We start from the raw sequence: 19,857 nt of genomic DNA, 5'->3' as shown, positions 1-19,857 counted from the left end.
GTTACTTAGCAGCGTCTTTTTTCGCCCTTGTTATGCGGTCGGCGATGTTTCCCTTCCTGTACTTACTGAACTGATGTTTTACCTTGGCTACCCTATTCATTGCATCTAAATTTGAGATGTGATTTAATCCGACATCAGCCGTACCATTTATTACATCCAACATACGCAACTCAGCAGCAGTCATACCACACAGAGCAATAGTAATAAGGTCGTGCGTTTGAGCCGGGTTAAACTTCCACTTTGCACAGGCAAGAGTAAAGGAAGTATGTGACTCTCTCAGATATTGGCGTGACTGTTCCCACGAATCCCTATTGACAACCGATTGTTTCTCATACTGTTGCTCACTCTTGGTTACTTGGAAAGCAGTGTCACAACGACGCTGTAACGCTTCCTGCATACACGCTGATACTAGCGCTTGTGCTTTAGTGTTACCCTTCACCACTTGCGACAGCCAAAAGTCCGACTATACCCTCTGTTGTGAAGTGTCATGCTGGAATGACATTCTAAATGACATCTGAAATGACATCTCAAATGTCACTTTACGGTAATAGGGTATATCAGCATGAAAACTACCTATAAAAGCACCACTAAAAGATGATACTAAAATATTAGGAAATATTTTAAATATAAGCTGCTACTATATTGGTTTTTTCGCCTATTCCTACTACAAAATTTAATTTATAAGTAGCTGTGTAGTACTGAAGGTTATTGGTAGTGTCTGTCATGATAATACTAGTAGTCGGTAATGGGTAAGCATTTAATTTTTGATCAGCTTTAACGTTGAGGTTATTATCATTAGCTGAGATTTGCGCCACACAAGCGGCTTGTAAAAAAATAGCCAAAAATTCAGTCACACTAATACCTATTGGCAAGACAGACATAGAAGCAATATATTCAGCGACTTTAGAATTGTTGCATTTTGCATGAATCTGAGCAAACGTTAGGTCAGGTGTACTGCCCATATTTTTCTCTATTATGATTTACCGTACATAACTTGCCCAATAAGTATAGTTAGCAAGTCACGCAGTAATATTTCGTTAAGTGACTCACCACGTGATTAAACTGCTGTTCCAGAACACACTATATATAAATGCACAACAATGGCTGACTTACCTTTCAGTTAATACCTTTGATGATGACGAAAAGTGTGTATGTACTATATATAGGACTCATATTTGATTTCTGAAAAGATACGTAGGGTGCGTTACGACGTTCCGTCTAACACACCCTACGAACACTTAGATTTTTTCAAAAATCAAATAGTAATCCTATATACCAATGGTGGAAAACAGGAAGTAGCAACTGTAAATGAATCAGCGATGTATTCACTTGTTCTCACCAGTCGTAAACCACAAGCCAAGCGCTTTAAGAAGTGGTTGACATCTGAGGTCAAGTAATGAAATATTACGTAGTGATGCGATTACGGTATTTAGTGGGAAGGTTCTAGTTGTCTGTTTATCGCAAAAGAAAGCAATATGGGTGCAATGCCAGATTTGACGCTTAAGCAAATAAGTGCAAGATGTACAAACAAGGAAATTGCTAAGTACATTTCTTCTATGCCAGTACTACCAGAGGGTGTTAGTGTTTGCAAGCTTTTGGCAGTCTTGCTGTATTCTGCTAGAAAAGCGCAATTCAGGCTTAACTCTGAACTCAAAAAAGAAGGAGATGATAGACAACTAGAAACCTATAGTTTGGCTGAAAGGAAACACAAATTATTCGATAAAGATGGAAACTTTGCCTATCAGGTTACTGTTTACAAATTAAAGGTAGCTGTAAGCGAGGATAAAGAGAAGATATTGCCAGTCTATACAGTAAGCACTTAATATCGTTGCTCATGATTACCAAGCGTCATTTATTGACGCTATACCCTATTGCTGGAAAGTGTCACCTTGAAGTGACACTTTCCACACAAGGGGTACTCTATTGTGATTGATAAGCCAGACGTACACCCTACCATCTAAATTGGGGTGTTTTTCTTATGGTTATATAAATGATGAGTAAAACCTATGAGTAATATGACTATCTAGCACAAATTACTTATCATGCACTAACTGACACAAAACTGGTACAAATATCCAGACCAGGCATCATTATCTACAGCAAGGACACTGTAACCGTAACACTGAAGATTAGTCTACCCAACATAACTAGTATAGCGTTGTATTTGTGTGTCAGTTTCTGTGTCAGTGAACCACTGTGTCAGAAGCTAATTTTGCTGTAAAGTATGCCAGGAACCGGACTTGAACCGGTGACACGAGGATTTTCAGTCCTCTGCTCTACCAACTGAGCTATCCCGGCTGGGGCTTTTGTGACCCACGATTAATCAATGTAGCAAACATTAAAGAATATAGCAAGTCTTTGGAGAAAAATAGTTATGCAGCTTTCAAACTCAACTTAAACCAGATGAAAACGGCTACAAAGAGTAGAAACTGGACAAGAACAATACTTGGGCCAGAAGCAAAGTTGAAAATACCTGACACCATGATGCCAGCAATGCTGCTGATGGAACCAACTATCACCGACATGACTAGAAAGCGGCTAAAGTGGTGACTCATCAGTTTGGCGGTGGAGGCGGGAATAACTAAAAAGGCGTTCACCAGTAAAACGCCGACAGCTTTAATTGCTACAGCAACGGCGAGTGAAAGCAAGACCACAAACACATAGCGGTACAATTGGACGCGAATACCTTGAACTTGGGCGACATCGGGGTTAAGGGTCAATAAAATTTGCTGCCGCAGGGTTGATAGTAAAAATATGCTACCTCCTACAAGTACTAGCAGCGTCAAAATCAAATCTGTGGTATCGATCGCTAGAATATCCCCAAACAGCACCGCCATCAAGTTGCCACGATATCCTTTAATTAGGCTCGTGAGAATCACACCGATCGCTAATGCCCCAGATAGCACTATGCTAAGTACACTATCGCTAGCTAAGTCGGTTTTGTCGATAAAGTAGAGAACAATAACCCCAAAAACCAAGGTAAAAGGTAACAGCATCCAAGTAGGATTTATTTGTAGCAGCACACCTAACGCCACGCCTACTAATGCTGCATGACCAACCGCATGGCTGAAAAAAGATAACTGGCGCAAGGTGACAAAACTTCCCAACATACCGCCAAGTATTCCCATTAACACAGCACCTACGATCGCACGCTGCATAAAGGGGAATTGTAACAAGCTTACCAAGTCATTGCTATTAGCGATCGCAAGCCTTGCCATCTGACAATCATTAAATAAATTCATACTTATGGGCATTAATGTTGGTGCTGGTAGCGACTGAAACCTGGTCCGTAAGTTGCTAACAGATTTTGCGGTGAAAGGGCAAATTCGGGCTTACCAGTACAAACAATGCTTTGATTCAGGCAAAGCACGCGATCGCAATGGCGATTTACCATATCAATATCATGAGAAACTTGCAATACTGTCCAACGCTCTTCCCGCTTTAATTCATTTAGCAAAGCATAAAAATCTGCTGTACCTTGCACATCAACACCAGCAAAGGCTTCATCTAGTACCAACAGTTTTCGAGGCATTACCAAACAATAAGCTAATAAAACCCGCTTCAGTTGACCACCACTAAGAGTACCAATAGCTTGATGCTGTAAATGATAAGCATCAGTTCGCCGTAAAGCTTCTGTTACTGCTGCCGATTTTTCCCGGTCTTGTCTCCATATCTGGGAGAAAAATGAATCCTTTCTTTTCCCTTCATTAGTCCATCCTAGCCCCACCAATTCGCTAACAGAAATAGGAAAGCTGCGGTCAAAGATGAAGTTTTGCGGCATATAGCCCAACAGGTGACGTAAACGCCCCAGCCTTGCAATTGGGCGACCCAATATTTCAATCGTCCCAGCACTTCGAGGTATCAAATCTAAAACCGCTTTTACCAGGGTACTTTTACCAGCGCCATTGGGGCCAACGATGGCTGTATCTGTTCCTGGCAACAATTCAAAGGAAACGTCTTTAACAGCTAGATAGCTGCCTTGATAGACAGTTAATGCTTCTACTTTCAAAATAGCAATGTCATTTTTCATTGGTTATTGGTCATTATTCATTTGCAAAGGACAAAGGACAACTGACAAACCTATTTACACGCCGTTTCCAGAGTTTGCAAGTTAGCTTTCATCGCCTGAAAATAATGTTGCGGATCTGTTTCGCCTGTTTCCAGAGAATCCAGAGGACGTAAAGTTAATTTCAAATCTTTGGAGAGACTAACCAGCAGTTTATTATCTACTCCTGGTTCACTAAATAAAGCTTTAACTTTGTACTTTTTCACTGCATTAACTGCATTTTGCACATCGGTTGGTGAAAGTTGATCTTCGGGAATTTGCACCACAGCAACTTGCTTTAGGTTATAGCGTTTAGCTAAATATGGAAACGCATCATGAAATGTAATAAAGGTGCAACTAGGAGTTTTTTGTAAAGTCTGCTGAAATTCGCTGTTTAAACTTTCTAATTCTTTAATATAAGCCGCAGCATTTGCTTCATAAGTAGCTTTATTTGCCGGGTCAGCAGCGATTAATCCATCCCGAATATTTGTTACCTGCTGTTTTGCCAAAACTGGATCTAACCAAACGTGAGGATTACCTTGGGCGTTTTCGTGGTCTTCTTGCTCTTTCGCTGTTTTTACAACAGGCGAAATTTCATTTAAGGGTTTAATACCTTTACTGGCATCAATTTCAGCTAATTTGGTATTTTGGGCATTTTTAACAGTATTTTCCAGAAATTTCTCCAAACCTAAACCATTTTTTACTAACACATTCGCAGTTGCGATCGCTTTAACATTTTCTGGTGTCGCTTGATATTCATGTACCTCCGTACCAGGTGGCACTAGAATTTCTACATCTGCCACATTTCCAGCTACAGCCTTAGTAAACAAATATATCGGTAAAAATGTCGTCACTACTTTAGTTTTTCCCGACTGCAACCGTGGGGTGGATGTAGTAGGCTGTGCTTGTGGCGACTGTTCAGAAGTTGCTCCCTGATTCGGACTCGATTGACTACAGCCAGTAGCCATTGACAAAAATAACAGAGCAATTATGGGCAAGATGCCGCTTCTTTGTCTGCCTGTTCTAAGTCCTCTGCAATTCACAATCACCGTGTTTTCTCCTCAAAACGGATGCAAGTCTGTCTCTGTCACAATTCCTATTCTGCATTTTATACTATAATAATTCTCATTCTCATTCAATACACATAATATCATTCTGAGTTTCTTGTGTAATGAGTAACAACAAAACTTTTTCAGATGGTACAGCCCTCTGCAATTTAGTTTTCCCTAAATAATTAGGATTTATTGACTCTTTTTCTTAAAAAGGGTTCTAACTTCTGATAAAATTACTGACAAATATTCCTATAAAACACACGTTGAAAAAACGTGGTTTGGGTGTGAATTGGAGATCAGTGTGAGGAAAAAAATGCAAAAATTCTGTAAATATCTGCTAGTTAGTCCAGCAGTCTGCGGTGTAATGCTATTTGTGAATACTGCTGCATTTGCAGGTGAAACATCCAGCACGTCTGAAATCAATCAACCGCAAGTTTTAGCTAATCCAGACACAAGAGGTACGAACATAAGGCCAGATCAGACAATAGGGCAAGTTACCTCCGTGTCTCAATTTTCCGACGTACAACCAACTGACTGGGCATTCCAAGCATTGCAGTCCTTGGTTGAGCGCTATGGCTGTATTGCAGGATACCCAAATAGCACTTATCGCGGTAATCGGGCATTAACGCGATATGAGTTTGCTGCTGGTTTGAATGCTTGTCTTGATCGCGTTAACGAACTTATTGCTACAGCCACTGGCGATTTAGTTAAAAAAGAAGATTTAGCCACATTACAAAAGCTGCAAGAAGACTTTTCAGCCGAACTGGCGACACTCCGAGGTCGTGTAGATTCAGTAGAAACACATACTGCTGAATTGGAGGCACATCAGTTTTCAACCACAACCAAACTGAATGGGGAAGTGGTAATTGCGATCGCAAGTGTCGTAAGTGGAAATACAGTCAATGGTCAAAAAGTCAACCAAAATACTGTCCTTGCAGACCGAGTGCGTCTGAACCTCGACACCAGTTTCACAGGTCAAGATTTACTCAGAACACGACTTCAGGCAACAAACCTAGACCCCTTCTCTCAGACTGCTACCTTTACACCAGAAGGTGACTTCCGATTTGCTGGTGGTAACAACAATAATGGAGTTGTGGTAGACGCGCTGTTGTATCAGTTTCCTCTCGGTAAGAAAACAGGTGTCACCCTGGAAGCAAATGCAGGTGCAATTGATGATTTCACTAACACAGTCAACCCGTACCTAGATGGGGACGGTGGTAGCGGTGCCTTTTCCCAATTTGGGAGTCGCAACCCAATTTATTATCTAGTCAATGGTACTGGTATAGGAATAAAACACGAGTTCGGTGATAACCTCGAACTAAGCTTGGGGTATTTAGCCAATGATGCTGCTAATCCTCAACCAGGCTCTGGACTGTTCAACGGTGCTTATGGTGCTATCGCGCAGTTAACTGTTAAGCCTAGTAACCAAATTACCCTTGGTTTGACCTACATTAACGCCTACAAAAATACTTTTTTTGCCAATGGTAGTGGTGGTAGCAATAACGCTAATGACAACATATTGCAGAATGCTTCTAGCAACTCCTACGGTATAGAAGCATCCTTTCAACCTAGCTCAAAATTCGTGATTGGCGGTTGGGCTGGCTTGACTAAAGCTCGCGTCCTTTCAGTTACTCCTGGTGATGCTGAAATCTGGAACTATGCCGTCACACTGGCTTTCCCGGATCTTGGTAAAAAAGGTAACATTGCAGGCATTGTTGTGGGTATGGAACCTAAAGTTACCAGTGTGAGCAGTTCTCTTAGCAATGCAGGTATCAACAAAGATCCAGACACTTCATATCACATTGAAGGTTTCTATCAATATCAACTGAGTGACAATATCAGCATTACCCCAGGAGTTATCTGGCTAACAGCGCCAGATCATAACAATCAAAACGATGATATCGTAATTGGTACAGTGAGAACCACATTCACTTTCTAATTTTTAAAATCTTACCTGAAGACGTAAATTTATTCTTTGTGTCTTCGGTTTTTTGAATGATTTCAAAATAAAACCCAGCATTTTTTGCTGGGTTTTATATCTTAAAATGAGAATGATATTGTTAGTTTTAAAACGGTGTGAATAGATTATTTTAAGCTAACTTTGATTTCCGTTTCACAAATAAACCAGCACTCATAACACCGAACGCTAGCAAGCCCAATGTTGCAGTAGGTTCAGGGACACTAGCTAGTCTGTAGCTATGGTTATCACTTTCAAATGCAATATCGCTAGAACTTAGAACTACCTTGTTAAAAGTCTGTCCCTGATCTGCGAAGAAATTAACGAAAACATTGTCTTGAGGACTAGTCTGACTACCGCTAGCAGTAGTTCCAGGAACTTGGGCGCCAGTAAAAGTATTCAACAGAGTACTGCCGTTAAAAAATGCGATCGAATTATACTTGTCAACTGAACCCCAGTACAAGCCAAAGTAATCAAGTGCTTGAATAAAACTAATCGTCACAGAACCAGTATTGCCTGGAACGTTGGAGCTTACTGGAGAAATAGTTAAATAAGGGGTCGGGTCACCAAGCGGTTGAGCATATTGATTAGGTACGGTTCCTGTAACTACCGTGGGAGTACCAGAAGGAGAAGAGTATTGAGCAACTGCACTGGTCGGTGCGACGCCCTTATTAAAATCAACTGTAACGGCTCCAGGCTCAGTAGAGGATATCCCACTACTTGTACTCAGGCTAACAGCGCCAGCCGGGTTAGCACTCATGAAAACAACTGCTGTTCCAACTAAGGCTAATGATAGTTTTTGCAGAGTAGACATTGATTTATTTCCTTAAACATTTGATACCCATTCCTTGGCATATCATCCGAGTATTTGTGTAGTAGGGAAGAATCATTTTTATCAAAACAATTTATTGAGCCAATAAATCTGAAGATGGCAAAAAGTTATTTACAATAGTGGATATCAACACAATTGCGGACTAAAATATCTACATACATATACTTATACGAGCATGATAAGTGTATAATTATTTATTTTTATTATGTAGAAGTTTAGAGTTGGCTCCTGTGGAATCAATTTTACTGATGTATGGTAAAATACATCATTTATGCTTATATTTACTATTTTTTTAGCTTTATTGTCCAACTCAAAACTCAGGTTTGCACACCAAATTTTTCTGGATCAATTCCCCAATTTACCCAGCAAATTGCCTCACGCGCTGATTTCATCTCAGGTGGAACTCGCAAGGCGTGAATAAAGCTTGTACTAGGGCAAGTCATTTTTAATAAATAAATCGGCTCGATATCCACATTGTTATCAATTTTTAATAGTGTATATTCTTGCCAAGTATCTAATTCAATAGCTTGTAGTTCTTGGCAAATTCGGGCGTAAGCAATACCCTGAATTAACACTCGGCGTAGTTCGGCGTTTTCCTCTGTCAAAAGCCATTGAGATTGCCATTGCTGCGGGTGGATTTTACCGTATTTTTCAGGCAAGGTTACACCGTGGTAGGAGTAGAGGCTAAATCCATCGGTAAATTCAATGGCGGGTTCGCCTTCAGCGTGGAGAATATTTTGATTATCGAAGCGTAGGTGAAGGGGGCGATCGCAGATAATACAAAATTTTTCAAATGGAGAAATCCAACCACAAAACCTTGATAAAGACTGTAAAGTTTCCCATCTTTTTTTGCTGTAAGAATAATTTAATACAGAAACGTAAAAATCCACACGACAACAACGATTCGCCAAATTTTGCAAATTTAGCCAGAGACGATCTCCTAAATATATATTGAATTTAGGCTGATTATGGACTTTATCTTCTAATACATATTCTTGGAGAGCGAAACTTGGTTCAACAATAGTTAATTCTCTAAGAATGTGCGTATTTGTTTGATATGAAAATTCTCTATCTTTATTAATTAAGCTTGCCGTAAAATAGCCGCAAAGCTTATCATTTAAACTTAGGAATTCTAGATTATTAAAATTTAAATTAGGTAGCTTTTGATAAATAATTTTTAAACCAGCATAAGGACTTTCACAAAAAATAATTTCTGGCTGTTGTTTACCGATACCTGTATATGTAGCTTTAAGAACTTCCGCCGCTTTCTCTCTATCAATTCGCTCAGTTGAAAGCGCAATTTTACGCCACTTATCCCGATAAACTGGAATCAAAGCCTCTTGCTCAGGCGTTAACTTTTCAATCAGCGACATAACGCCAACCTTCAGGTTCATATTCCCTCTGAATTTTGACCATCCAATCACCTTGGGGAATAGAAATAGCTTTATGCTCCTCATGAGCTAGCAATGCCGTCTCTGAAAACACACGTAAATAAAGTGTGCTATCCTTCTCGTATAATTCTGCCTTTCTCTCAGTAACGCGATGTTTATGCCCCGTAAGTTCGCCCTCTGCCAAAGTTAAGTGAGGTATTTTTTGTCCTTAAATTTGCTGCACAGGTAGTAAGATTACATCACCTTGACGAATCGGTTGCATAGTTTTGCTTTCCTGACATGGGTACAAACCCCACTTCGCTTTTGCTCTCAAGTTTGGTTTAATTTTGGCACAAGCTTTATGAAAGTTGGGCATTGGGCAGAATGAAAAATTTTACCTCTTTCCCTTCTGCTGCCTAATTGACAAAAGATATCGTTGTATTACACTTGCGGAGTATTTTGAAAACTTTACTCGCCAATTATGCGTTAGATAAGTTAAAGATTGAAATAGCTGGAAATTCACACCCAGCGTTTCCCTACCCTATCCTTTAGGAAGGACTGCACCCTAAGTTAAGCGGATTTTCGCCCTAACGGGCAGTTTGTGTGAGGATTAAATTACCGCCCTAAGCGTGACCTTTTATCTTGACAATTTGCAAAAATTAACTCAATTTGACTGTTTAGCTTAGTAGCTATTCTTTTTTTGAAATTTCCATGTCAACTCTCGTCATCGTCGAATCTCCAACCAAAGCTCGTACCATTCGCAACTACTTGCCATCAGGCTATCGGGTGGAGGCGTCTATGGGTCATGTGCGTGACCTACCTCAGTCGGCTAGTGAAATTCCTGCTGCCGTCAAGGGGGAAACATGGGCGCAGCTAGGGGTGAATGTGGACGCCGACTTTGAACCGGTATATGTTGTCCCGAAAGACAAAAAGAAAATTGTCACTCAGCTCAAAGAAGCCCTCAAAGACGTAGATGAACTGATTCTGGCAACGGACGAAGACCGGGAAGGTGAAAGCATTAGTTGGCATTTATACCAATTGCTGAAGCCAAAAGTTCCGACTAAGCGGATGGTGTTTCACGAAATTACCGAAGACGCGATCAAAAAAGCGTTGAAAAACTGCCGCAATATTGATGAGCAGTTGGTTCGCGCCCAAGAAACGCGGCGGATTTTAGATCGATTGGTGGGCTATACCCTGTCTCCTCTGCTATGGAAAAAAATCGCCTGGGGATTATCTGCTGGGCGAGTGCAATCTGTAGCGGTGCGGCTTTTAGTTACTAGGGAACGCCAACGCCGCGCTTTCCATGAGGGTACTTACTGGGATTTGAAAGCCAGTTTATCAAAGGAAAAAACCCCCTTTGGTGCCCAGTTGGTAACTTTGGCAGGAGCGAAAATAGCTAACGGCAGCGATTTTGACGCAGCAACCGGACAAATTACCGCAGGCCGCAATGTCTTGTTACTCAACGAAGACCAAGCGATCGCCCTCAAGGAACGCCTGACTGGAAAAACTTGGAGTGTTAGCGATATCGAGGAACGCCCTGTGACGCGCAAACCCTCGCCACCGTTCACCACCTCGACGTTGCAACAAGAATCTAACCGAAAACTGCGCCTCTCAGCCCGTGACACGATGCGGGTTGCCCAGAATTTGTACGAGCAGGGGTATATTACCTATATGCGGACAGATTCGGTGCATTTGTCAGATCAGGCGATCGCAGCTGCTCGTAGTTGTGTAGAAAAGCTCTACGGTAAACAATACCTCAGTCCTCAACCTCGGCAATACACTACCAAATCCAAAGGCGCACAAGAGGCACACGAAGCAATTCGTCCAGCAGGTAGCAGCTTCCGTACCCCTCAAGAAACTGCTTTGGGCGGTCGAGAACTTGCCGTTTACGATTTGATTTGGAAGCGTACTGTCGCTTGTCAAATGGCTGATTCTCGCCAAACTCAAATTAGCGTGCAATTGCAAGTAGAGGACGCTGGATTTCGTTCTTCTGGCAAGCGGATTGAATTTCCCGGATACTTACGTGCCTACGTTGAAGGCTCAGACGACCCGGAAGCAGCACTGGAAGACCAGGAAGTAATTTTGCCGAATTTGAAAGTGGGAGATCATCCGAATTGTACAGAACTGGAAGCAGTTGGACACGAAACCCAACCCCCAGCTAGATATACCGAAGCAACTTTGGTGAAAACCTTAGAAAGTGAAGGTATCGGTCGTCCCAGTACCTACGCCAGCATCATTGGCACGATCATTGACAAGGGTTACGCCCAATTGGTGACTAACGCTCTGATTCCCACCTTCACCGCTTTCGCCGTCACCGACTTGCTGGAAAAACATTTCCCAGACATTGTTGATCCCAGCTTTACCTCGAAGATGGAGCAAACCCTTGATGACATTGCCACAGGTGAAGTGAAATGGCTACCCTACTTGCAGCAATTCTATCTCGGAGAAAAAGGGCTGGAAACCCTGGTCAGAGAACAGGAAAGTCAAATTGATGCCACCAAAGCTAGGACTGTACAACTGGAGAATCTAGATGCCAAAGTCCGCATTGGGAAATATGGCCCCTATATTGAAGTGGAAAATGGGGAGGGGGTGATCACCGCCTCAATTCCCAAAGACCTGACACCAGCAGACCTCGACCCCAAGCAGGTAGAAGTATTGCTGCGACAAAAAATCACAGGCCCTGACCAAGTAGGTCGGCATCCCGAAACTGGCGAACCGATTTATGTGAAAATTGGCGCTTATGGTCCCTATGTTCAATTGGGTGACAAAACCGACGAAAACCCCAAGCCAAAACAAGCCTCCCTACTCAAAGGTGTCACCCCGGAAACCGTTACCCTGGAAATGGCTGTTGGTCTGTTGGCATTACCCCGGACATTGGGAGTTCATCCAGTCACTGGTGGCAAAATCCAAGCAAGTTTGGGGCGCTTTGGCCCTTATGTTGTTCATGACCAGGGTAAGGAGGGGAAAGACTACCGCTCCCTGAAAGTTGCTGATAATGTATTGACAATTAGCCTAGAGCGTGCATTGGAATTGTTGTCCGAGCCAAAAAAGGGACGCAGTTCCACTAACAGCAAGTCCAAGGCAGCCTTACGCGAATTGGGTCCACATCCAGAGGACGGGGAAACAATCAACATCTACGATGGTCCTTATGGACCTTACATTAAGCATGCCAAGACTAATGTGAGTATCCCAGAAGGTGAATCGGTAGAAGATATAACGCTGGCTGCGGCGCTGAACTTGTTGGCAGCTAAGGCATCGACAGCGAAATCGACTCGCAAAACGAGTAAATCAACGAGTTCCAAATCGAAGTCAACTGCTAAGTCATCAACGACTGCTGCGAAAAAAAAGGCCACGGAAGGTTAATTGCAAGTCAAACAATTTTGGATTTTAGATTTTAGATTTATTTCGCCTACCCTTCTCTACGAGACGCTCTGCGTAGCTTGCTTCCCTGTAGGGTTACGGCAGAGCTATGGGCATCGCAAGGGGCGGGGCATAAACCCCAAAATTCTTTTAATCCAAAATCTAAAATTAGTAGTCAAGAGTCCAAAGTCCGACCCTTTACTCTTGACCCTTGATCTCCATCCTTGATAGGATGAAGTTCGGTAGGTTGCAAGTGTGATACTCTAAAAAGTAAGGGAGAACACAACGCCAAATTTTAGAAGTGACTTATGTCCCAAATAAGGGATTGTATTTCAGTCAGGTTGGAAGCCAGAGGTGCGGAAATATGCCATTTTCTGCGTACCTGTTAATCAAAAATTGAGGTAGTATCTCAGGAGCCGTCAGTTCATGGACTATATAGAAAAGGTGCTGGAAAAGCTTAAGGAGTTAGCACGTAGACTAATTGAGAGCTTGTTAGGGCCAGAGGTTGAGCCAGAACCGGAACTGATTCCGATTCCTGTAAACGATCGCTCGCGCCGTCGCCACTAGCCCAAAGTGCTGAACTCGACGTTGCAACCCTTAAACATTCTGGCACTGCACGGGCCAAACTTAAATTTGCTAGGACAGCGAGAACCAGGAATTTATGGTTCGTTGACACTAGCTGAAATTAACCGCCTGTTAGAAGAAGAAGGATTCAAGCTACAGGCGAAAGTTTTTTGTGTGCAGTCAAACCATGAAGGAATTTTGGTGGATACTATTCATGGCGCATTAGGACAACATCAGGGAATTTTGATTAATGCCGGGGCATATACTCACACAAGTGTGGCATTGCGAGATGCGATCGCTGCCGTTAACTTGCCCACAGTAGAAGTACATCTGAGTAATATTTACCGTCGGGAAGATTTTCGCCATCATTCGTATATCGCCCCAGTCGCGATCGGGCAGATAAGTGGTTTTGGTGTGCAAAGTTACTTGTTGGGCTTACAAGCACTAGTGAATCATTTAAGAAGCATATAAGCATGAAAAACGAATTGATTTTAGAGTTTAGATTTTGGATTAAATTCTTAAATCCAAAATCCAAGTTGCGCTGGAAGCGCACCAAAGGTGCGATCCAAAATCCAAAATTATATGCGTTACTCTCCTATAAGTCGGTTTAGAGGTACTTTGCTGGGAGCATTTCTGGGGGAAAATTTAGCCTCTGGTGGTGAAATACAATTTCAGAGTTACCTAGATTTGGGCAGAATGGCGGTTCTGGGTACCCAGAGTTTGATTGCGTTGGGTAGATTAGATTTAGATGATTGGATCGGGCGTCAGCAACAAGAATCTCTTCATTTAGCAACAACTGATGATATATCAATAAAAATAATTATTGCCACACTCCCAGTAGCACTTTTTTTTCACGAAAATCCAATTAAGCTCCGACAAAACTTGCTGCATGTGCTAAAAATCTGGGAGGATGACCCAGTAGTACGGGATGGAACGCTAGCAGTGGGATATGCGATATCTCTTGCCCTCACTGAAAAACTCGACCCCTCAACCCTCATCCCGCAAATAATTTCTTTTATCGGAGAAACACCGACATCAATACCAAAAAATTTATTAAGAGTCCAGAATTTATTAGAGCAAGGGGCTGGATTGTCAAGGGCGCAAGCTGAGTTTGCTAGGGAAGAAAAACTCAGTAACATTATTCCTATGGCATTCTACTGCTTTTTGAGTACCTTGGAAGACTTTCGCCTTGCAGTTTTGCGGGCTACTGACAATGGCAATTTTAAAGTGCAAGATGCTACGCCTCTAAGCTCACAGGCTACAGGTGCAATTACTGGTGCTTTATCAGGAGCATATAACGGTAAAGGTGGAATTCCCGTAAATTGGCAAGTCTTGCTTTTGCAGAGAAATTTTCCAGCATGGGGACTAACTAGTTTTTCCCAAATGTTAAAATTGGCTGATGCATTTGTGGCGGTATGGTCAGGAGTGTATGATCTTACCTTAAATCCAAGCGAGTTAACAGAGGAGGGATCTGAGGTGGCTTTGCTTTCAGTTTATGCAGCTCCTCGGGTTATTCGGTCGCGTTAACAATTCGTAATTACGAATTATGAATTAGCCCCCGCCACCGTAGTTGCAACAGCCGCAGAGCAAACTTCCCTGATGATTGTCTTTTTTGAGCTATCAAAGTCGGCAATTGCAGGCAAAGATAATGAAAATGCAGCAATTTTTGCAGTTCTTCACCCAGCAATTGACTAACTGGCGGCGACAGTACAAAGGACTACGCCGTAAGGGAAAGTTAATGAGAAGTCCCAAAAGTATAAGCCATAGAAGGGAACTTCTAAGGACTATGCTGAAGAATGTACTTCTGTTTTTATCAAAAACCAATGATAAAAGCGTAGGCGTAGCCCGCCGTAGGCATCGCCGAAAACAAGAAAGAGCGCTCCAGTCAAAAGCAAAATCGGTCAAAACTAAGAATAGTATTTATGTAGTCTGTTTAGACTGGGTGCATGAACAGCGTTCTTCGGTAATTTTGGCGATCGCTATAGTGTCCCTCACTGGTATTATTGGGCATAAATTATACAACCAGACTCAACTCCAAGTAGGAAATCTCGCACTCCAGACAATTAGAGCGCCTTACACAGCTAGCATCGAAGATCAGAAAAGAACACAAGCCGAGCGCAAAGCCGTCAGTAATAGCTCCTTACAAATGTTGATGGTTGATGCGCGGATGAACGAACAAATTAACAAAAATTTGCAAGAACTTCTGGATGATGGCAACAAAATTCGCTCTATTGCTGGAGCTTTTCCTTTTTTTGATCCTGTAATTTTGTCCATCTCTACTCAACGTTACCTCCGCTCTTGTCCTGACTCGGAATGGCAAGCATTGCTATTGGCTATAGAAAATAGTAAAAATCAGCAGAAGAAAGGAACAGGACGAACCACCGCGTCATCCCGTCCATCATCTATAGCTGCACCTAATCAGGAACGCAAAGAGCGCACAACACCAACGCCACAGAAGACACAGCCAGTTGATTTTTCTCAAAACACCGACTTTACTCAAGCAGTAGCAGAACTAGAATCTTACCGCGTTACAACTTCTGAAAAAAACTTGTCCTTAGTGATTGCCAAAATTTTTCAAACACGCCAAAGATACACCCAAGCCACTGCCAAACTTTTACAGTTAGAGACTGTTAACCCAAAAGCAGTATACGAGGAGTCTGTCCTCTTGAATTTGTTAGATGTGGATTGGGAAAAAACACAAATGGGAATCCATCAGACTACAGAGCGGATTCTCACCCAAGGCATCCCACAAGGACTGCCAAAAAATATCTTACAAGATGCGGTGAGTTTACAATTACAGACATTTGTACCAGAAGACGCTGAAACTTTGGCAAGCAAACTGTTGTTAGCTGTGCTGAAGCCGAATCTGCAAAAAGATGAAGAACAAACGAGACAAAACGCTCAAAAGGATGCTGCTGGGGTGCCAACCGTGATGGTGAAGGTAGGGTATGGTGAGGTGATTGTCAAAAAAGGAGAGGGGATTACTGCATGGAACTTTGAGGTGCTGGAGCATTATCACCTGATTCGCCGAGAGGTGAAATGGCTGGAGTTGCTGAAGTTAAGCGGCATTATTGCGATCGCCATTGGCATTTTTGTCTGGGTAGAACGGCATATCGATTACGAATTGCGAGAACGCGATCGCCTATTGGTATTATTGCTGACTTTGAGTGTGCCCGGAGTGATCACGATCGGATTGCCTTATACAACCTGGAGTGCCCTTAGTTTATTGTTGGGAAGCTTCTACGGCCCGACTTTGGGGTTGACAGTTGTCGGACTGCTGTTGCCGATATTAGGCATTAGCTTGGATATGAGCAAGGCTGCGCTTTTAGCTGGTGTCGGGGGAGGAATATTAGGTAGTTACATCGCACAACGATTGCGATCGCGTGAAGAATTGGCATTATTAGGTATTGCGATCGCCTTAACTCAGGGCGGCATTTACCTAGTTGTTAAAATCTTAATTGGTCAAGCATTTGGTTCAACCTGGTATATCGTTTTCCGAGAAGCCGCGTTATTTGCTTTATCAGGTTTAGGCTGGAGTGTTGTAGCCTTGGGCTTGAGTCCTTATCTAGAAAAAGTTTTTGATTTAGTCACTCCAATTCGCCTAGCAGAACTGGCGAACCCTAACCGCCCTTTATTAAAACGACTCGCTACTGAAACTCCTGGAACTTTTCAACATACGTTACTTGTGGCTACCCTTGCCGAAACTGCTGCCAAAGAACTAGGATGCAATGTTGAACTAGTCAGGGCTGGCACACTATATCACGATATTGGCAAAATGCACGACCCCCTTGGCTTTATTGAAAATCAAATGGGGGGGCCGAATAAACATGATACTGAGATTAAAGACCCTTGGAAGAGTGCAGAAATTATTAAAAAGCACGTAACTGAAGGGTTGGTGATGGCACGTAAACACCTTTTGCCCACGGCGATTCAAGATTTTATTCCAGAGCATCAGGGAACGATGCTGATTGCCTATTTCCATCACCAAGCCCAGCAAATGGCTCAAGAAGATCCAAGTTTAACGGTAGACGACGCAGATTTTCGCTACGATGGTCCAATTCCCCAATCACGGGAAACCGGAATTGTGATGTTAGCAGATTCTTGCGAAGCGGCGCTGCGATCGCTGCAAGCATCGACTTCAGCAAAGCATTTGGGAGAAAAGCGATCGCTTAAAGATGTCTCGACTGAACAAGCTTTAACAATGCTGAATAATATTCTGCGTGCCAAATGGCAAGACAATCAACTCGTAGATTCAGGACTAACACGAGAAGAAATGTCACAAATTGCCCAGATATTTGTCGATGTTTGGCAGCAATTTCATCACAAACGGATTGCTTATCCGAAATTGAAGGCTAGTGGTGCTGCGCGGAATTCGTAATTTAAAGATTTCCAAAATGCTGAATTGTTATTTCCTAACTTATCAATTTTCAAACCCGAAGAAATTATTAGGAGTTAAACAAAAATGGCTACTTTAACTATTCGTTTTCCAGATGACAAGTATAACAGATTAAAAGAACTTGCTCAAGCTAAAGGCATAAGTCTAAATAAGCTGATTGAAGAACTTTCCACCATAGCTCTAGCAGAATTTGATACCAGTACTAGATTTGAAGCAATGGCCGCAACTGGGAACGCAGAAGAAGGCTTAAGAATACTGGCTAAACTTGATGCTCTGACAGAATAGGAATAAGACAGCTTGTAGCGTATATATGGAAATGGTAACAAGTTGGGAGCGAGAAGGCATAAAAACTGAACGGCGGGCTGGTATTACTAAGCTTCTTCAGTTACAGTTTGGAGAAATAGATGCTCAATTGGAGGCAATTATTCCCCAATTGATCCAGTTATCTACTGATGAATATATGGATTTGATTTACCAAGCCACCCGTGAGGAGTTATTATCGCGGTTTAAAGGATAATTGAAAATAAAAATTGTTACAAGTTAGGAGCGAGAAGATGCTCAAAAAGCTTTGTCACAAGTAGCATGGATTGACGTTTGAATACCTGGATACCTTTGTCTATTTTCTCTTATTTCCCGACAAGCTCGTATTTAATAAGCAAAATAGGATATTGCTTACTCAAAACTTCATATTTAATAAGCAAAATGGCGTTCGACTTTCTCAAAATGCCTTGGTACTTTCTCATTTTGGTGTTTTCCGCAAGCAAAATGGCATTTGACTTACTCAATTCGCTTGTTTGCTTGTTTACTTAAGTAATTCACGCATTCATTTTGGTGTATTGTTGAGCCGTTAGCTTGCGATGCATACAACGGTCTACGCCTACGCATACCTGTTGAGCATTTTGTTAACAGGTTTTTTTGAAGTGCGTAGTTTACCGCCGCAGGCATCGCAGTTTCTCCTAGATATGTGATAAATGAGTGTCCAACTCAACCAATATTAAGGATTTAGCTAGAGCAGATTAAGAAAAATTAATGTTATCCAGGATTTTTCGGGATCTCTACCAAAAGTCTAGTATATATACGGTTATCCTAAGTACAATCCCTGAATTATATATTATATAAAAGATTTATTGTCTATTTTGTGACCGTAGAGTAATCCATAGGGTGGGACTGATGACTTCTTTACCAGATGCTAACAAACCAATGGAAAGAGCAGACATAGCCTTTTTTGACTCTAATTACAAAGAATTTGACTCTTTAATAGCTCAAGAATTAGCAGGTTTACTCCAAAAAGCGTATAAGCAGTTTTTTGACAGAAATCAGCTAGAACTTGGTGGAGATTACCACTTAGAAAGTGAGCTAAAGGAAAATGGTCTTCCTTTCGGCTTCGTTGCATCTAAAAAAAATAGCAATGATGTAGTTGTCGTTTTCCGTGGCACACAAACTTTTGCTGAGTGGTTTAAGGATGTAAATATTCCGCTTGTTTCTTATAGTGACGGAAAAAATACAGAAGGAAGCATATTGAGAGTAGTTGGAGAAAAAATACAGCTAATTCAGTCCCCAGTTGAGATTCCGAAAGTTGGCGATTTTGGTCGTGTCACTGTAGGTTTTAGACAAATCTATATCAGTCTACGAGATGCAATGATTAATGCGCTTAAAGACTGCAATCCGAACTCTCGGATTTTTGTAACAGGGCACAGCCTTGGTGGTGCATTAGCAACTTTAGCGATTCCAGATATTGTTAAAAACACTAACTTTGAGCCTGAAAAAGTTATCTTGTACACTTTTGCCAGTCCTCGATGTGGCGACAGGAAATTTGCCACTAACTTTAAAGCTAGTCGCGTCAGACACTGGAGGATTGCTAACACTGAAGATTTCGTAACTATGATTCCATTCCCAACGGGAAATATCTTCAAGGCAACAGCAGAACTACCAAAAGATCAAGAAGAGAAGGCAATTGGGAGTGGAGAAGTGACCACAAAAGAAGAGAGAATAATTGAGAATGGAGTAGTGATTAGAACAGAAGAGAAACCAAGAAATCCAAACCCACTTTTTGGTTTCTTTGAGGCAATGTATAACAGAAGCGGAGAAATATGGAATGGTCAAAAAAGAAGGATGCCAGACTACGTACATACTGGTACACCAGTTTGTTTTACTATCCATGCAGCTGCTCTAGAGCAGCACCACAATTTAGAAGAGATTTATATGCGTGGAATCTTGAGATTCACAGAATCAGAATAATTACAGTCGATTGCATTGTAAGATTCTAGCTATTAGAAAAAAA

Annotated in this window: 20 protein-coding genes and 1 tRNA gene; 11 read left to right on the top strand and 10 right to left on the bottom strand. The window is 41.9% G+C overall.

Going from position 1 to position 19,857, the window contains the following annotated elements; genetic code table 11:
* Position 1: 1 nt before the first annotated feature.
* Positions 2-439 carry a hypothetical protein gene (locus V7K31_RS08585; protein ID WP_335093788.1) on the bottom strand — a complete coding sequence of 146 codons (438 nt, stop codon included), beginning with the start codon at positions 437-439 and terminating at the stop codon, positions 2-4.
* 181 nt (positions 440-620) lie between these two features.
* Entirely contained in the window at positions 621-962 is a 342-nt protein-coding gene (locus tag V7K31_RS08580) for a hypothetical protein (protein ID WP_335093787.1), read from the bottom strand.
* Positions 963-1,199: 237 nt separating this feature from the next.
* On the opposite strand from V7K31_RS08580, the gene V7K31_RS08575 reads away from it, so the two are divergent.
* On the top strand, positions 1,200-1,397 hold the full coding sequence (locus V7K31_RS08575) for a BRO-N domain-containing protein (protein ID WP_335093786.1): 198 nt from the start codon (positions 1,200-1,202) through the stop codon (positions 1,395-1,397).
* 78 nt (positions 1,398-1,475) lie between these two features.
* Positions 1,476-1,823 (top strand): hypothetical protein, encoded by a 348-nt coding sequence (locus tag V7K31_RS08570; RefSeq protein ID WP_335093785.1) that lies wholly within the window; start codon positions 1,476-1,478, stop codon positions 1,821-1,823.
* Between the two features lie 402 nt (positions 1,824-2,225).
* Here V7K31_RS08570 and V7K31_RS08565 read toward each other — a convergent pair.
* The 4 genes from V7K31_RS08565 to V7K31_RS08550 all read right to left on the bottom strand — a co-directional run bounded on the left by V7K31_RS08565 (position 2,226) and on the right by V7K31_RS08550 (position 5,013).
* Positions 2,226-2,298 (bottom strand) — tRNA-Phe (locus V7K31_RS08565).
* A 74-nt stretch (positions 2,299-2,372) separates the two neighbouring features.
* Positions 2,373-3,242 carry a metal ABC transporter permease gene (locus V7K31_RS08560; RefSeq protein ID WP_335093783.1) on the bottom strand — a complete coding sequence of 290 codons (870 nt, stop codon included), beginning with the start codon at positions 3,240-3,242 and terminating at the stop codon, positions 2,373-2,375.
* Between the two features lie 11 nt (positions 3,243-3,253).
* Positions 3,254-4,030 carry a metal ABC transporter ATP-binding protein gene (locus tag V7K31_RS08555; protein WP_335093782.1) on the bottom strand — a complete coding sequence of 259 codons (777 nt, stop codon included), beginning with the start codon at positions 4,028-4,030 and terminating at the stop codon, positions 3,254-3,256.
* 50 nt (positions 4,031-4,080) lie between these two features.
* Positions 4,081-5,013, bottom strand: coding sequence for a metal ABC transporter substrate-binding protein (locus V7K31_RS08550; protein WP_335093798.1), 933 nt, complete (start codon positions 5,011-5,013; stop codon positions 4,081-4,083).
* Between the two features lie 397 nt (positions 5,014-5,410).
* Between V7K31_RS08550 and V7K31_RS08545 the strand changes: the two genes are divergently transcribed.
* On the top strand, positions 5,411-7,036 hold the full coding sequence (locus V7K31_RS08545) for an iron uptake porin (RefSeq protein ID WP_335093780.1): 1,626 nt from the start codon (positions 5,411-5,413) through the stop codon (positions 7,034-7,036).
* Between the two features lie 151 nt (positions 7,037-7,187).
* Here V7K31_RS08545 and V7K31_RS08540 read toward each other — a convergent pair whose 3' ends face one another.
* From V7K31_RS08540 to V7K31_RS08525, 4 genes are all read right to left on the bottom strand, one after another.
* Positions 7,188-7,868 carry an Npun_F0296 family exosortase-dependent surface protein gene (locus tag V7K31_RS08540; protein ID WP_335093779.1) on the bottom strand — a complete coding sequence of 227 codons (681 nt, stop codon included), beginning with the start codon at positions 7,866-7,868 and terminating at the stop codon, positions 7,188-7,190.
* Between the two features lie 335 nt (positions 7,869-8,203).
* Entirely contained in the window at positions 8,204-9,280 is a 1,077-nt protein-coding gene (locus V7K31_RS08535; protein WP_335093778.1) for a DUF6745 domain-containing protein, read from the bottom strand.
* Entirely contained in the window at positions 9,246-9,461 is a 216-nt protein-coding gene (locus V7K31_RS08530; protein ID WP_335093777.1) for a hypothetical protein, read from the bottom strand. The genes V7K31_RS08535 and V7K31_RS08530 overlap by 35 nt, the downstream gene beginning before the upstream one ends.
* Positions 9,462-9,485: 24 nt before the next feature.
* Positions 9,486-9,632, bottom strand: coding sequence for a hypothetical protein (locus V7K31_RS08525; RefSeq protein ID WP_335004876.1), 147 nt, complete (start codon positions 9,630-9,632; stop codon positions 9,486-9,488).
* Between the two features lie 335 nt (positions 9,633-9,967).
* Here V7K31_RS08525 and topA point away from each other — a divergent pair, with 335 nt between their 5' ends.
* The 8 genes from topA to V7K31_RS08485 all read left to right on the top strand — a co-directional run bounded on the left by topA (position 9,968) and on the right by V7K31_RS08485 (position 19,814).
* A complete protein-coding gene (gene topA / locus V7K31_RS08520) occupies positions 9,968-12,619 on the top strand; it encodes a type I DNA topoisomerase (RefSeq protein WP_335093775.1) in 2,652 nt (883 codons plus the stop codon).
* Between the two features lie 423 nt (positions 12,620-13,042).
* Positions 13,043-13,183, top strand: coding sequence for a hypothetical protein (locus V7K31_RS08515; RefSeq protein ID WP_300411872.1), 141 nt, complete (start codon positions 13,043-13,045; stop codon positions 13,181-13,183).
* A gap of 21 nt (positions 13,184-13,204) precedes the next feature.
* The gene (aroQ, locus tag V7K31_RS08510; protein WP_335093797.1) at positions 13,205-13,651 is read left to right on the top strand and encodes a type II 3-dehydroquinate dehydratase; all 447 of its coding nucleotides are present in this window, start codon (positions 13,205-13,207) and stop codon (positions 13,649-13,651) included.
* A 111-nt stretch (positions 13,652-13,762) separates the two neighbouring features.
* A complete protein-coding gene (locus V7K31_RS08505; protein WP_335093774.1) occupies positions 13,763-14,707 on the top strand; it encodes an ADP-ribosylglycohydrolase family protein in 945 nt (314 codons plus the stop codon).
* Between the two features lie 121 nt (positions 14,708-14,828).
* Positions 14,829-17,558, top strand: coding sequence for an HD family phosphohydrolase (locus V7K31_RS08500; protein ID WP_335093773.1), 2,730 nt, complete (start codon positions 14,829-14,831; stop codon positions 17,556-17,558).
* Positions 17,559-17,642: 84 nt separating this feature from the next.
* The gene (locus V7K31_RS08495; RefSeq protein ID WP_335093772.1) at positions 17,643-17,861 is read left to right on the top strand and encodes a toxin-antitoxin system HicB family antitoxin; all 219 of its coding nucleotides are present in this window, start codon (positions 17,643-17,645) and stop codon (positions 17,859-17,861) included.
* Positions 17,862-17,892: 31 nt separating this feature from the next.
* Positions 17,893-18,093 carry a hypothetical protein gene (locus V7K31_RS08490; protein WP_335093770.1) on the top strand — a complete coding sequence of 67 codons (201 nt, stop codon included), beginning with the start codon at positions 17,893-17,895 and terminating at the stop codon, positions 18,091-18,093.
* Between the two features lie 653 nt (positions 18,094-18,746).
* A complete protein-coding gene (locus V7K31_RS08485) occupies positions 18,747-19,814 on the top strand; it encodes a lipase family protein (RefSeq protein ID WP_335093768.1) in 1,068 nt (355 codons plus the stop codon).
* The last annotated feature ends 43 nt before the right edge of the window (positions 19,815-19,857 follow it).

Origin of the sequence: Nostoc sp. (assembly GCF_036917675.1) — a bacterium.
In the GTDB taxonomy this organism is placed as follows: Bacteria; Cyanobacteriota; Cyanobacteriia; order Cyanobacteriales; family Nostocaceae; genus Nostoc.
Note: the sequence above shows the minus strand (reverse complement) of the source record. Positions and strands in the feature narration are given on the sequence as shown.